Source organism: Pseudomonas urmiensis (assembly GCF_014268815.2).
In the GTDB taxonomy this organism is placed as follows: domain Bacteria; phylum Pseudomonadota; class Gammaproteobacteria; order Pseudomonadales; family Pseudomonadaceae; genus Aquipseudomonas; species Aquipseudomonas urmiensis.
Genome location: NZ_JABWRE020000001.1, coordinates 5,420,450 through 5,434,597 on the forward strand (window position 1 = coordinate 5,420,450; position 14,148 = coordinate 5,434,597).

10 protein-coding genes are annotated in these 14,148 nt (G+C 63.1%); 2 read left to right on the plus strand and 8 right to left on the minus strand.

Annotated features, from left to right (window positions below):
• Window positions 1-6: 6 nt before the first annotated feature.
• From HU737_RS24480 to HU737_RS24490, 3 genes are read right to left on the minus strand one after another with little or no spacing between them, the layout of a single operon-like run.
• Window positions 7-279 carry a phosphopantetheine-binding protein gene (locus HU737_RS24480; protein ID WP_186556593.1) on the minus strand — a complete coding sequence of 91 codons (273 nt, stop codon included), beginning with the start codon at window positions 277-279 and terminating at the stop codon, window positions 7-9.
• A complete protein-coding gene (locus tag HU737_RS24485) occupies window positions 248-1,066 on the minus strand; it encodes a lysophospholipid acyltransferase family protein (RefSeq protein WP_186556594.1) in 819 nt (272 codons plus the stop codon). The genes HU737_RS24480 and HU737_RS24485 overlap by 32 nt, the downstream gene beginning before the upstream one ends.
• Window positions 1,042-1,770, minus strand: a complete 729-nt coding sequence (locus tag HU737_RS24490; protein ID WP_186556595.1) for a beta-ketoacyl synthase chain length factor — start codon at window positions 1,768-1,770, stop codon at window positions 1,042-1,044. Before HU737_RS24490 ends, HU737_RS24485 begins: the two co-directional genes overlap by 25 nt.
• Before the next feature lie 314 nt (window positions 1,771-2,084).
• Here HU737_RS24490 and HU737_RS24495 point away from each other — a divergent pair, with 314 nt between their 5' ends.
• Window positions 2,085-2,858, plus strand: coding sequence for a ParA family protein (locus HU737_RS24495; RefSeq protein WP_186556596.1), 774 nt, complete (start codon window positions 2,085-2,087; stop codon window positions 2,856-2,858).
• Here HU737_RS24495 and trxC read toward each other — a convergent pair.
• The 4 genes from trxC to HU737_RS24515 all read right to left on the minus strand — a co-directional run bounded on the left by trxC (window position 2,855) and on the right by HU737_RS24515 (window position 10,068).
• The gene (trxC, locus tag HU737_RS24500; protein ID WP_186556597.1) at window positions 2,855-3,289 is read right to left on the minus strand and encodes a thioredoxin TrxC; all 435 of its coding nucleotides are present in this window, start codon (window positions 3,287-3,289) and stop codon (window positions 2,855-2,857) included. The two genes, HU737_RS24495 and trxC, sit on opposite strands and share 4 nt — an antisense overlap.
• A 51-nt stretch (window positions 3,290-3,340) precedes the next feature.
• Complete coding sequence (selO, locus tag HU737_RS24505) at window positions 3,341-4,801, minus strand: protein adenylyltransferase SelO (protein ID WP_186556598.1); 1,461 nt, start codon at window positions 4,799-4,801, stop codon at window positions 3,341-3,343.
• Window positions 4,802-4,960: 159 nt separating this feature from the next.
• Window positions 4,961-8,278 carry a mechanosensitive channel MscK gene (mscK, locus tag HU737_RS24510; RefSeq protein WP_186556599.1) on the minus strand — a complete coding sequence of 1,106 codons (3,318 nt, stop codon included), beginning with the start codon at window positions 8,276-8,278 and terminating at the stop codon, window positions 4,961-4,963.
• Window positions 8,279-8,325: 47 nt separating this feature from the next.
• Window positions 8,326-10,068 carry a potassium/proton antiporter gene (locus HU737_RS24515; RefSeq protein ID WP_186556600.1) on the minus strand — a complete coding sequence of 581 codons (1,743 nt, stop codon included), beginning with the start codon at window positions 10,066-10,068 and terminating at the stop codon, window positions 8,326-8,328.
• Window positions 10,069-10,232: 164 nt separating this feature from the next.
• Here HU737_RS24515 and HU737_RS24520 point away from each other — a divergent pair, with 164 nt between their 5' ends.
• Window positions 10,233-12,383: a dermonecrotic toxin domain-containing protein gene (locus HU737_RS24520; protein WP_186556601.1), complete on the plus strand. Its 2,151-nt coding sequence runs from the start codon at window positions 10,233-10,235 to the stop codon at window positions 12,381-12,383.
• A gap of 59 nt (window positions 12,384-12,442) precedes the next feature.
• Here HU737_RS24520 and betA read toward each other — a convergent pair whose 3' ends face one another.
• Entirely contained in the window at window positions 12,443-14,140 is a 1,698-nt protein-coding gene (betA, locus tag HU737_RS24525; protein ID WP_186556602.1) for a choline dehydrogenase, read from the minus strand.
• Between the last annotated feature and the right edge of the window lie 8 nt (window positions 14,141-14,148).

Consider the following 14,148-nt stretch of genomic DNA (forward strand, 5'->3'; position numbering starts at 1 on the left):
GCGGTCTCAGGCGGCCTGACGGGCAGTGACGAACGCCGCCAGGCTGGCGACGTTGCTGAAATGGCTACGGGTGTCCTTGGCATCGGCGTCGATCTTGATGCCGAAGTGCTTCTGCAGGGCCAGGCCGAGTTCGAGCGCGTCCACCGAATCCAGGCCCAGGCCTTCGCCGAACAGGGGCTGTTGGTCGTCGATGTCCTGCACGGTGATGTCTTCAAGGCCCAGGGCATCGATGATCAACTGCTTGATATCACGGTTCAGGTGTTGCTGTGGATCGCTCATCTTCGGCGAGCTCCTTGATGAAATAGTGGTGCAGATAGTCGTTGAGCCGGCGCGAGGCCATGGGCGCCGGGCCCAGGGCTGCGAAAGCCGCCGGGTCGATGTCGCCGCCGACCTTCAGGCGCACGTGCACGCGGCGCCGGGCGATCCGGTACCACGGCTCGTTCTTGGTCAGCGTGGTGGGGCTGACGCTGATGGTCACAGGCGTGATGATCTTCGCACCGCGCAGGGCGATTGCGGCGGCGCCACGATGAAAGGCCGGTGGTTTGCCGGGTTCGGTGCGGGTGCCTTCCGGGAAGATGATCAGTGGCTGGCCCTGGTGCAGCGCATCGACTGCGGCATCGAACATCTGCATGCTGCCATCGTTACCCAGGTACTGCGCCTCGCGGACCGGGCCACGGGTGAACGGGTTGGCGAACAAGCTTTGCTTGACCACGCAGTTGGCGTTGCGCACCAGACCGATAAGAAACACCACATCGATCAGCGACGGATGGTTGGCAATGATCATCTGCCCAGGGCGCCCCAGGCGCTCGGCGCCGATGATCTCATAAGTCAGCACGCCGCTGGCACGCATGAAGCGGATGAAGCGCCAGAACAGCCAGCCGATGGTGCGCCTGGCGCGTTGTTGATGGCGCTCGGCATCACCTGGCAGGCAGGCGAGCAAGGGAAACACCAGCAGCCGCAGGCACAGGCCACCGACGCCGAACAGCAAGAAGCTCAGGGCGGTCGCCAGCAGGCGCCAATAGTAGGCGTCGCGAGGCGTGTTCATGGCTGTCGTTGCCAGGTCCATGAGCGCTGCTTTCCTGGGTGAGTGAGGCGGGTTTGCTCGCTGAGCAGGGCGCGTAGCCAGCTCAGTGCATGCGGCAGCGGCGCAGGGCCTGGTGCTGCTTGCCCTGAGACCGCTTGGCCGAGGGTCAGTTGCCACTGCGTGCCGGGGGTTAGCAGCAGGGCCACGGCGTAGGCGCAGGGCACATCGTCGATCCACGGCCGGTAAGCGACTGGCGGCTGCTCTTCGGCGACGATCAGCAGGACCGCCGGCGCCCCCTCATGGAGCAGGCCAGCGGCTTCGATCACGCCTTGCTCGAAACCGTCGCCGGCCGCCGCCAGGGCGGTCATTTCGCTGGTTTCGCCGCGCAGGATCGACCACAAGCCGATCACCGCGTTGTGCACCGACAAACTGAACTGGGTGGGTGACAACGGCTGGCGCTCGGCCAGCTCGCTGAGCAGGGCGAAGGTGCGCGGGGTTTCGCCGTGGCGCGAGACATACACCAGCGGCAGGGCCTCGATACCTTCGGCCAGCGGCCAGCCAACCGCAAACGCCATGCGCGCCAGATAGCTCAGGCGCCGCCGTTGCATGGCCGGCAAGAACCCTACGTCTGGCGCTTGGCCGTCATCTGCAGGCAGATCGGCGCCATCGGCCCAGGCCTGCCAATCGGCAGGTTTCTGCAGGCCTGGAGCCCAAGCGCGCCATTGGCTGATGTCGAAGGTGATCACGATGTGTATGTTTCCCGCCCTGTGGAGACGCGTTCGCCATTGAAATGAGCGCCACAACGGCCTGACAGGGGATTGGCATTCGCCGACTGGCGCGCATTATCCCGGTGCTGCCGAGCTGTAGCAAATGCTTAGACCGTGGCCAGCGGAAAAATCACGAGGTTAGCGATACATGACTTTGCTGGCGAGCCAGATGCGTCTGATAACAGTGCCTGGACAAGGTATCGGTTGTTGTAGGAGAAGGTTGAGCAACGGTACTGGTCAAGCCCGGCCGCTGCACACATACTCGGGCATTCGTTGATACACGGAGGTCTCTCATGCGGCGCGTGGTATTCAATCAGAAAGGTGGTGTGGGCAAGTCGAGCATCGCCTGCAACCTGGCGGCGGTGAGCGCCAATGAGGGCTATCGGACCCTGCTGATCGACCTGGATGCCCAGGCCAACTCGACCCAATACCTGACCGGGCTGACCGGTGAGGACATCCCCATGGGTATCGCCGACTTTTTCAAGCAGAGCCTGTCCAGCGGGCCGTTTGCCAAGAAGAACAAGGTCGATATCTACGAGACACCGTTCGACAACCTGCACGTGGTCACCGCGACCCCGGAGCTGGCCGACCTGCAGCCCAAGCTTGAGGCCAAGCACAAGATCAACAAGCTGCGCAAACTGCTCGATGATCTGGATGAGGATTACGAGCGCATCTACATCGATACCCCGCCTGCGCTGAATTTTTACGCAGTTTCCGCGTTGATCGCCGCCGATCGAGTGCTGATTCCGTTCGATTGCGACAGCTTCTCGCGCCAGGCGCTGTATGGCCTGCTGGCTGAGATCGAAGAGCTCAAGGATGACCACAACGAAGACTTGGTGGTTGAAGGCATTGTCGTCAACCAGTTCCAGTCACGCGCCACTCTGCCGCAACAGATGCTCGACGAGCTGCTGGAAGAGGGATTGCCGGTGTTGCCGGTGTACCTGAGCAGCTCGGTGAAGATGCGCGAATCGCACCACGCCAGTTTGCCGCTGATCCATCTGGAGCCCCGGCACAAGCTGACTCAGCAGTTTGTCGAGTTGCACTCGCTGCTCGAAGAAAACGCCTAGACCCCTTGACTACGCAGCCACTCCAGCAATGACTGGAGTGGCAAGGCGCCCGCTTGGCGGCTGATTTCGCGGCCATTGTTGAACAGGATCAGGCTGGGAATCGAGCGGATGCCCAGTTGCCCGGCGAGGTTGCGATTGGCCTCGCTGTCGAGCTTGGCCAGGCGGCAGCGGCCGCTGAGTTGGTTGGCAGCCTGTTCAAAGATCGGTGCGAAGGATTTGCATGGGCCGCACCAGTCGGCCCACACGTCCAGCAGGAGCGGCAGGTCGCCTTTGATCTGGCTGGCGTATCTGCTTTCGCTGAGGTCGAAGGGTTTGTTCAGGAGTACGTTCTGTTTGCAACGGCCGCATTTGGGGGCGTCGTTCAGGCGTGCGGCGGGCAGGCGGTTGAGGCCGTTGCAGTGCGGGCAGGGGATCAGTAATGGTTCTGACATAGAAACTCCTGGGTGTTTTGGGGCCGCTTTGCGCCCCCGAAAGTGGTCAGTTTACGATGAGCAACTGATCTCCAGATGCTTACCCCACTCTGGCGGCCGTTCAGCATAGGCCTGCATCCCGGGTTGTTCTTCGAAGGGGTTGCTTAGCACCTGATGCAACCGCCGCACTTCACTGTAATCGCCGCCCTCAGCCGCTTCGATGGCTTTCTGCGCCAGGTAATTGCGCAGCACATACAGCGGATTCACCGCATGCATCCGCTCACGCCGCCCTTCGGCATTGCCAGGCTCCCGCTCGCAGCGGGCCAGATAGTCTGCGCCCCAGGCATCGAACCCGGCGAGGTCGATGAAATCATCACGTACCACCTTCAGTGCCTCAGCCGCCGGCTGCTCGCCAAGCCGGCGGAAGAACAGCGTGTAGTCGACGCCGCCGCTTTGCATGCGTTGCAGCAAACGCTCGACCAGCGCCAGGTCGTCGTCCTCGGCGCTGGTCAAACCCAGGCGGCGGCGCATCAGGTCCAGGTAATGCGCCTGGTACAGCGGCAGGAACAGCCCAAGCGCTTGTTTGAGCGCCTCGACCTCGATGTAGGGCGTCAGGGCCTGGGCCAGGGCGCTGAGGTTCCAGTGGGCGATTGGCACCTGGTTGGAGTAGCTGTAGCGGCCACGGTCATCGGAGTGGTTGCAGATGAAGTTGGCGTCGAAGTCGTCGAGGAAGGCGAACGGGCCGAAGTCGAAGGTGATACCCAGAATCGACATGTTGTCGGTGTTCATCACCCCGTGGCAGAAGCCATAGGCTTGCCAGCGGGCAATCAGCTCGGCATTGCGCTCGACGATGCTGCGGAACATGGCCAGGTACGGCTGCTCGGCCTCGCGGCATTCGCGGTAATGCTGTTCCAGCACATGATCGATCAGCAGCTGTTGCTGTTCTGGCTGACGGGTGTAGTAGAAATACTCGAAGTGGCCGAAACGGACATGGCTTTGAGCAACGCGCAGGAGCATCGCCGCGCTTTCGCGGGTTTCGCGCCAGACCGGCGTGCTGGAGCCGACTACGCACAGGGCACGGCTGCTGGGGATACCCAAGGCGTGCAGGGCTTCGGAGCCAAGGAACTCGCGGATCGACGAGCGTAGCACCGCGCGGCCATCGCCCATGCGTGAGTAAGGGGTCTGGCCGGCGCCCTTGAGGTGCAGGTCCCAGTGCTCGCCAGCATCGTTGACCACTTCGCCGAGCAGCAGGCCGCGGCCGTCGCCCAGGCGTGGGTTGTAGGAGCCGAACTGGTGGCCCGAATAGACCATCGCCCGTGGGTCGGCGTCTTGCCATGACTTGTGCCCGCTGAACAGCTCGGCGAACAGCGCCAGCTCGGCTTGCGCGGGGTCGAGGTCGAGCAGGGCCATGGCTGAGTGGCTGGCGACGACCAGCCGTGGGTCGGCGATCGGGTCGGGCAAGACCTGGGTGGAGAACGCATCGCCCAGGCGAGCGAAGCGGTTGTCGAAGGTCAGTTGGTCGAGGGCTTTCAAGGGCCGGCTCCTGGTTGGAGAATTGGCGGCCGCGGTGCGGCCCTTCGCAGGCAAGCCCGTGCCTACAGGGATTGTGCTGCTCCTGTGGGAGCGGGCTTGCCTGCGAACGAGGGCGTAGCCCTCGACGCAATTCTGCGGTTCACGCCCTTTGGAGTCCAGTTACACCGGCCGAGTGCCCTGCGGCGCAGTGCCATCGCCACCCTCGACAGCAATCAACTTCTGCTTCTGCCCCTGGGTATCCATCAGGAACACCTCGACCTGACGTACCGAAATCTTGATGTTGTGCGCCTTGAACTCGCGGTTGATGTAGCGGTTGATCTCATCCAGGGTCGGGTTGCGGTCGCCTAGATCGCGCACGTGCATGCGCAGCTCGTGATCGAGCGAGCTTTCGCCGAAGTTGAGGAAGTACACCAGCGGCTCCGGATCCTTGAGCACCCGCGGGTTCTCATGGGCGCCCTTGAGCAGCAGGTCGCGCACCAGGTCCAGGTCCGAACCGTAGTCGATGCCCAGCTTCAAGGTCACCCGGGTGACCGTGTCGGTCAGCGACCAGTTGATCAGCTGGCCGGTGATAAAGGTCTTGTTGGGGACGATGATGTCCTTGCGGTCGAAGTCGGTGATGGTGGTGGCGCGGATGCGGATCTTGCTCACCGTGCCGGACAGGTTGCCGATGGTGATGGTGTCGCCGATGCGCACCGGGCGTTCGAACAGGATCATGATGCCGGAGATGAAATTGGCGAAGATCTCCTGCATGCCAAAGCCCAGACCCACCGATAGCGCGGCGACCAGCCATTGCAACTTGTCCCAGCTCACCCCGAGGGTCGACAGGGTACTGACGAAGCCCACCCCGGCAATCACATACGACAGCAACGTGGTGGTGGCGTAGGCGCTGCCCTGGGCCAGGTTCAAGCGCGACAGCACCAACACTTCCAGCAAGCCAGGCAAGTTGCCCGCCAGGGCGAAGGTGATACCGACGATCACCAGCGCGCCAAGCAGATCGCCGAGACTGATCGGCACCATGCTGGCGGCGGCGCCGGTGCCGCTGGTGTACTCATAGAGGGTGAAGTTGTTGAGGTAGGCGAACACCGTGATCAGGTCCGACCAGACCCAGTACAGGCCGCCAATGAAACCGCCAAGCAGGGCCAGGCGAATCAGGCGCAGCGACTGCTGGTTGACCTGCTCGATGTCCAGCGTCGGCTCTTCGGCGATGACCTCGCCATCGAGCCCCTCCTTGGTCGCCTGGCGCTTGCTCAGCGCGCGTTGGTAGGCCAGGCGGCGAGCGGCCACCGACAGACCCCGGACGAAGGCGGCCTCGATCACCAGCCAGAACAGCAGCAGGTAGAGGGTGTAGATCAGCCGGTCGGTGAGTTTCAGCGCGGTGTAGTAGTAGCCAAAGCACACGGCCACGAACAGCGCGATCGGCAGGGCCGTGAAGGCCACCCCGACTGCTTTGCGGAACAGCGAAGTATCGCGGTGCGCCGGGCTGCTGAGCAGCAGTCGGCTGAGCAGCCAGGCCATCAGCGCGTAGCAGGTCAGCACCACGCCGATCCCCAGGACGTCGTCGGCCAACGCCGAGGGCTGGTGCTCAGCCACCGCCACCACGCCGACCAATGCAAGCACCACGGTACCCAGGCGGCGCACCCAGCCGCGCAGGAACTCGACTTGCGGCTTGTGCCAGCGGAAGTGGATTTCCGCCACGCCGCCCGGGGCAAGGATGCGGTAGGCGGTGTAGAACACCAACCAAGCCTGGGCCAGTTGCCAAAGGGCCGCGCCGAGGTTGGCGTTCTGCCCACGCGCGTCGATCTGTAGTGCGTAGCTGCCCAGGGCCAGGGCAATGCTGACTGGCAGTGCCAGGAGAATGTTGATCAGGATGGCTTGGGGCGTATGCCACTGGCTATCGCGCTTGAAGTGGCCGATGTCCTGGTGAACCTTGCCCAGCCGCTGGTACAGGTACTTGCGGCGCCACAGCAGCCCGCCGATGACCAGGAACAGCGGCAGGAACAGCAGCGGCCGTTGGATCAGGCCGTCAGTCAGCTCCTTGATCCCCGAACCCCACGGCAGGTTGGCGACCTGGTCGACGAAGCGTTGCGGCACGCTGCGCAGCCATTCCCAATCCAGCGGCTTGTTGCTGGGGATCCAGAACATCTGCTCTTCCAGGGTGGTGCGCAGGCCCTGGGCAGTGCTCAGCAACTGCTTCTGGTTGAGCTGCAGGGTGATCGACTCGTTAAGCAGGGCGGACAGTTCGCGGTTCAGCCGCTCAAGCAGGTCGCTGCGGGTGATCGCCACTTCCAGCAGTGCTTTGCGCAGTTGTGGGGTGACATCCTGCTCGGGCTGGGTGGCCAACAGGCGGTCGACGTAACCCACCGGGTTGCTCATCTGCTCGCGCTGCTGGTTGATCTCGAACTGGTACAGGCGGATGTCGGCGATCTGGTCGGCCAGGTCGCGGTCGAGCTTCAGGTGCGGCAGGGTCTGCTTCTGCTTGTAGAGGATCTTGGACAACAGCAGGCTGCCCTTGAGCACGTTGATTTGCTCGTCCAGGGCCTGGTCGGCCTGGGTCAGGCTATCGAGCTGCTGCTTGGTCTTGAGGTTCTGCTGGGTCAGCTCGTTGAGGCGGTCGGTGCTTTTGAGCAGGTAGTCGGAGAGCTTGAGGTTGGCAGCGCTCTCAGTGGCCAACAGGCTGCTGCCGCCGGCTTTCTGCGCTTCGATCGACTGCTGGGTGACGGTTTGCTGCGACTGGGCCAGGCGCTTGTCATTGATCAGCGTCTGCAGGTCCTGGATTTCTTGTTCCAGACGCGCTGCGCGTTCGATCAAGAGGTCGTGCTGGGCGTTGCCCAGGTCTTGCAGCAGGCCATTGCCGGCCAGCTCCTGGCGACGCAGCAGGGTCAAGGCGTTGAGCGAGGCCAGTTCGGCATTGAGCTGGTTGCGCTGGTCGGCGGACAGGGTCTTGCCGTTGTCCTTGCCGGACTTGAGGCTGCTGTTGATCTGTTGGGCGCGAGTCTGGTTGTTGCTGATCTCGCGTTGGGCGCGCTCGGGGCGGGTCTGCGAGTTGATGATCAGGCTGTTGGCTTCGGACAGCGCTTTTTGCAGCTCGCCCTGAAGGGTGCTGCGTTCGCTGAGCAGCTGTTCCAACTGCGGCACGCTGAGGCTGGCGTAGCGTTGGGCAACCGGTACGGTCTTGCTGGTCTTGAGCTTGATCAGTTCGCGCTGGCTTTCGCTGGTCAGGCGCGGGGCGTCGGCCAGCTGTTGCTTGAGCGCGGCGAGCTTCTTCTCGCTGTCTTCCTTGCTGCCGAGCAGGCTCAAGGTGTCTTCGAGGACCTGCTGCAGAGCCTTCTGCTCGGCCTCCGGAAGCTTGCGATCGGCAATCTTGTCGAGGCTGTTCTGGATGCTGGCGGTGGTTGGAGCCTCGGCCGCGCTGACGGCGAACGAGAGGGACAAGCACAGCCCGAGCAGGGCTGCGCGGAGATACACGCGCAGGGACATAGGCAGAGTCTTGTGCAGGGTTCTTGTAAAACGAGGCAAGTCGAAGTCTAGAGGAACAACCCGGGGCCAGGCCGAGTACCTTCCGGGAATCTGACGCCGACTTTGTGGATCTTGTTCCCGTCCATCATCGCGACGGTCCAGATTGTGCCGTGCCATTCGATCTGATCCCCTACTACTGGAGCGCCTCCGACCTTTTGTCGGATGAACTGCGCCAACGGCATTTTTGCGTCCAGGCCATCGAGTTTCAGGCCATAAAGTGCCGCCACCGCACCCAGCTCGGCATCACCTTCAAGGACGAAGTCGCCAAAGAAGCGTAGATCCAAACCACGCTGGGGCGCTTGGCTGAACAGTTTGCCCAGCGCCGACAGATTGTGCTCATGACCGATTACGCAGAGCATGTCGCCCACCTCCAGCACGGTGCTGCCCGAGGGGTGGAGCAATTGCTCGCCGCGAAACAGCGCGGCAATTCGCGTGCCTTCAGGCATCTTCAGCTCGCGCAGGGCGGCGCCGATGCACCATTTTTCAGCACCCAGGCGATAGACGAACAGCTCCCACTCGCTGGTGACGTGCACCTCCAGCGCGGAGCGGGAGATCGGCGCTGGGTCCGGCGGCACCGTGACCTTCAGCAGCTTGGCCATCCACGGCAGGCTGGTGCCCTGCACCAGCAGCGATACCAGCACGATGAAGAACGCCAGGTTGAAGAACAGCTGCGCCTGCGGCAGCCCGGCCATCAGCGGGAACACCGCAAGAATGATCGGCACTGCACCGCGCAGGCCAACCCAGGAGATGAAGCCTTTCTCGCGGCCATGGAAAGCCTTGAACGGCAACAGGGCGGCGACCACAGAGAGGGGGCGGGCGACCAGGATCATCCACAGCGCCAGGCCCAGCGCGGGCAGGGCGATCGGCAGCAAGTCGTGCGGGGTGACCAGTAGGCCGAGCACCAGGAACATGCCGATCTGCGCCAGCCAGGCCATGCCGTCGAGCATGTGCAGGATGCCGTGGCGGCTGCGAATGGGTCGGTTGCCCAACACCAGGCCGCACAGGTACACAGCAAGGAAGCCGCTGCCATGCAGGGCGTTGGTCAGGGAGAACACCACCAAACCACCGGCGACCACCAGGATCGGGTACAGGCCGCCGGCCAGGTTGATCCGGTTGACCAGCTGCAACATCAGCCAGCCGCCGCCCAGGCCCAGCAGGCCGCCGATGCCGAACTCGCGCAGCAGGTGGGTCAACAGGCTCCAGTGCAGGCCAGTCTGGCCGCTGGCGATCATGTCAATCAGGGTGACGGTGAGAAACACCGCCATCGGGTCGTTGCTGCCCGATTCGATCTCGAGCGTAGCGGTGACCCGTTCGTTCAGACCCTTGCCGCCGAGCAGCGAGAACACCGCTGCGGCGTCGGTCGAACCGACGATGGCGCCGATCAGCAGCCCTTGGATCAGGCTCAGGTCGAACAGCCAGGCGGCGACCATGCCGGTCAACGCCGTGGTGATCAAAACGCCCACTGTGGCCAGCGACAACGCCGGCCACAAGGCTACGCGAAAGCTCGCCACCCGCGTGCGCAGGCCGCCGTCGAGCAGGATCACCGCCAAGGCCAGGTTGCCCACCAGGTAGGCGGTTGGATAGTTGTTGAAGATGATGCCGCCACCATCGACTCCAGCGACCATGCCGACCGCGAGGATGATGACCAGAATAGGGATGCCCAGGCGCGATGACAGCGAACTGACCAGGATACTTGCACCCACCAGCAATGCGCCGATCAGGAACAGGCTATTGATGGTGCTTGCATCCAAAGGCAGTACTCCGGGGGAAACGCGAAGGGAAGGCTGACGCCGAGCACGCAGGTTGCGTGCCAATCGATTCTAACCTGATGCCGGCGCGGGCTGTAAAGCGTTACCGCATGGCGGCAGGCGACTTGAGCTGAAGTGGTGCTCCACCTTCACTTAGGCAGAGCACCATGAGTAGCGGCAACAACCAGACACTTGAACACATTGCCCAGCGTTTCCTGGGTCGATTTCCTGATTTGCATGGCCTTGCCCGGCAGGCTGCCGGCCACGTGCTGCAGCGCCTGCTGGGGTACTGGCTCGATCCTGACGCGCTCTATTGGCATGAGTTCGAATCGGCCGCCAGCAGCTCGCTGAGTTACACCGGCTGGCGTCATCGGGGGCCGCCGCGGCGCTCGCTGACGTTAACTGAGCTGGTGATGCAGCGATTCAGTCCGGCGCAGCAAACCGACGCTGACCAGCTGTCTGTCTATGGCGGTTTCTATCGGGTGGATGCCAGCCATGGCGAATATGACGAGCGCAACGAAGTTCGCCTGGCGCCCCAAGGGGTGCTGGATATGTTCTGGCAGATGAACTTCTCTGAGCGCTACACGCAGTTGCTGCAAACTTTTCAGGCGCAACACAGTGAGGACTTCTGTGTGCTGGCCCGGGCGCGGTTTCTGGCTGCGCTTGAGCGGTCGGCACTTACCGAGGCGGAGCGCGCCGATCTGCGCGCGGCGAGCCTCGTGGTAGCCACTGTGCCGAGCACTGTGCAGGCGCTGCGTCGCAGCTGTGCGGCCTCGGCGCAGAGCGGCTGGAGTGCCATGAGCATTGGCGGCATCGCCGCCCGGACCCTGTTCCAGCGAACGCTCGGCACGGGCAGGTGCTGCCTGTACCTGGCGGATGAGCAGAATGCGCTGCGGGTGTTCGATGACCGCCATGCACTGCAGGTGTGGTTGATCGGTCAGGCGGGTACGTCCGTGGGCCGCGAGCGTTTGATCGGCTACTTCATCGGCGGTGATGTCCTGGCGCAATCACTGCGGCCGCGCCTGCGCAACTACTTGAAGTTGTTGGCACAAGCGCGGGGCGATATCGGCATCGCCGGGCAGGCCATCACTGGCGATCTGTTCGTACGCTTGCGCGAGCAAGCCATGGCGCAACTGGTCAACAACGCCCATGAGCGCCTGACCAGTAATGCCGAGCTGCGCAAGGCGGATTGGCTGGCCGGGTTGCAGGCTGCCAGCCTGATCATCGCACCCATGGCGCCGTTTGGATGGCCGGTGGTGCTGACTTCGCTGGGGCTTGGCGTGGGCAGTCTTGGCTTGCATCTGGATCGCGCCATCAATGGTAAGTCGGCCTGGCGCACAGCGGCGTGGTCGGCAGTGGTGCTGGATATCCTGTTCATCTTGTTGGACGCGGCGATGATGCGCAGTGGCGAGTTGTTTGCCGGTGCGCGGCAATCGCTGCGGATCGGCGCGCAGAGCGAACTGGCCGTTTCCGGGCCTGACTGGGAGCGTTACATGCTGCCCGCAGCAGATGAGCTTCTGGCGTATTCCGATCGCGCTCTGGCGCGTCAAGAGTCGCTAATGGGCGCAGTGCCCTGGGCTGATCTGGATGTGTTGGGTACTAGTGGCGAATACCTGGATGCCTTCAGCGAGCCGTATCCGGTGTACCGCGACGAGTATGGCTATGGTTCGGCCGCCATCGCCGAATACACCAGCTCACCGGAGCGCTACAACAACCTCTGGCGTGGCTTGCCGCTCGAGGGCAGGCGCAGCGTCAGTATTCAGCGAAGCCACGACCTGGCGCATGCGCTGGGCCAGATTGGGGTGAACAATCAGTTAACGCTGTACCGGGCAGCGTCGGTATTACGCGGTACCGGCACGTCGGTGTTTCGCGAGGGTGGGGTAGGGGTGGGTGATGTGCTGGTGACCACCGATTTCACCTCGTTCACCGAGAACCCCTACGCGCTTTGGGAAGTGTTCAACAACCCACAGGCGCAGGTTAGCGGCAAGACGGTATTTGATGACCATGCGGTGGTGTATGTGCTGGAGCCAGGCGAGTTTGCTGAGGCTACGCCGGTGGCGCCGTTCTCGCGACGGCCGGATGAGGTCGAGTCGTTGATGCTGCCGGGGCGTTATCTACAGGTCGAGAAAGTGACCGCTGTGAAGGGAATGAACCATCGGTTCATGGAGGTACGGCTGAAGGGATTGGGTCAGGTGCCGGCGGGGGCGAGGGTGTATGAGATGCGTACGGGGGAGGTGTTTGATCGGGAGGTATTGGCGCGGCGACTGGGGGCCGATGATGACTCGTTGATGCGGCGGTTTTTCCCTATTCCAACCTGAGCGGGTGCTCATGAAGAAGCTTGGGGCTGCGCAGCAGCCCCAAGCGGATAACGCGCAAATCAGCCTTGCTTCACTTCACGCATCGACTTGCCTTTGACTGGCGCGCCGTTAGCCACGTAATACTTGGCCGTGCTGCGCGGCAGTGGCTTGCGACCACGGATCTTGTCGGAGATTTTCTCGGCGATCATGATCGTGGTGGCGTTGAGGTTGCCGGTGATGATGATCGGCATGATCGAGGCATCGACCACGCGCAGGCCTTGCATGCCATGCACGCGGCCTTCGTTGTCGACCACCGCCATCTCGTCGCTGCCCATCTTGCACGAGCAGGATGGGTGGAACGCGGTCTCGGCGTGCTCACGGATGAACTTATCCAGCTCTTCGTCGGTTTGCACATGCTCACCCGGGCTGATCTCGCGACCACGGTACGGGTCCAGCGCTGGCTGGGCCATGATCTCCCGGGTCAGGCGGATGCCGTCGCGGAATTCCTGCCAGTCCTGCTCGGTGGCCATGTAGTTGAACAGGATGCTCGGGTGCTGGCGCGGGTCCTTGGACTTGAGCTGGATACGGCCGCGGCTAGGCGAACGCATCGAGCCCATGTGCGCCTGGAAGCCGTGTTCCTTCACGCCATTGGAGCCGTTGTAGTTAATCGCCACCGGCAGGAAGTGGTACTGGATATTCGGCCACTCGAACTCAGGACGAGTACGGATGAAACCACCGGCCTCGAACTGGTTGCTGGCGCCGATGCCAGTGCCATTGAACATCCACTCGGCGCCAATGGCCGGCTGGTTCCACCACAGCAGCGACGGATACAGCGAGACCGGCTGGGTGCAGGCGTACTGCAGGTACAGCTCCAGGTGGTCTTGCAGGTTCTCGCCGACGCCCGGCAGGTCGTGCACGACCGGGACGTCGAGGCTTTCCAGCAGGGCGCGCGGGCCGACGCCGGAGCGTTGCAGCAGTTGCGGCGAAGCGATTGCGCCGGAGCTGACGATGACTTCCTTGCGGGCACGCGCTTCGACGCGCTCTTCGCTGTCGCCGACCAGGTAGGTCACGCCCACGGCGCGCTTGCCGTCGAACAGGATACGGTCAGACAGGGCGTGGGTGACGATGGTCAGGTTCGGACGTTTCTTGGCCTGGTCCAGGTAACCGCGAGCGGTGCTGGAACGACGGCCTTTCTTGGTCACGGTGCGGTCCATCGGACCGAAGCCTTCCTGCTGGTAGCCGTTGAGGTCTTCGGTGCGCGGGTAGCCGGCCTGCACGCCGGCTTCGACCATGGCGTGGAACAGCGGGTTGTTGCCGGCTTTAGGCGTGGTGACGCTGACCGGACCTTCGCCGCCGTGGTAATCGTTCGGGCCGATGTCACGGGTTTCCGCTTTGCGGAAGTATGGCAGGCAGTCCAGGTAAGACCAGTCTTCCAGGCCTGGAAGCTTGGCCCAGCCGTCGAAGTCCAGGGCGTTGCCACGGATGTAGCACATGCCGTTGATCAGCGAGGAGCCCCCCAGGCCCTTGCCGCGGCCACATTCCATGCGGCGACCGTCCATGTGTGGCTCTGGATCGGTCTCGTAGGCCCAGTTGTAGCGGCGACCCTGCAGCGGGAAGGCGAGGGCGGCTGGCATCTGGGTGCGGAAGTCGAAGCGGTAGTCCGGACCGCCGGCTTCGAGCAGCAGTACGCTGACGCTGGCGTCTTCGGTCAGGCGGGTGGCGATCGTGTTACCGGCCGAGCCGGCACCGACGATGATGTAATCGAATTCTTGGGACATGCGAAGTA

Coding starts and splice junctions, on each gene's coding strand:
- HU737_RS24480 (WP_186556593.1), bottom strand. CDS start 279: ATGAGCGATCCACAGCAACACCTGAACCGTGATATCAAGCAGTTGATC.
- HU737_RS24520 (WP_186556601.1), top strand. CDS start 10,233: ATGAGTAGCGGCAACAACCAGACACTTGAACACATTGCCCAGCGTTTC.
- HU737_RS24495 (WP_186556596.1), top strand. CDS start 2,085: ATGCGGCGCGTGGTATTCAATCAGAAAGGTGGTGTGGGCAAGTCGAGC.
- betA (WP_186556602.1), bottom strand. CDS start 14,140: ATGTCCCAAGAATTCGATTACATCATCGTCGGTGCCGGCTCGGCCGGT.
- HU737_RS24485 (WP_186556594.1), bottom strand. CDS start 1,066: ATGGACCTGGCAACGACAGCCATGAACACGCCTCGCGACGCCTACTAT.
- trxC (WP_186556597.1), bottom strand. CDS start 3,289: ATGTCAGAACCATTACTGATCCCCTGCCCGCACTGCAACGGCCTCAAC.
- mscK (WP_186556599.1), bottom strand. CDS start 8,278: ATGTCCCTGCGCGTGTATCTCCGCGCAGCCCTGCTCGGGCTGTGCTTG.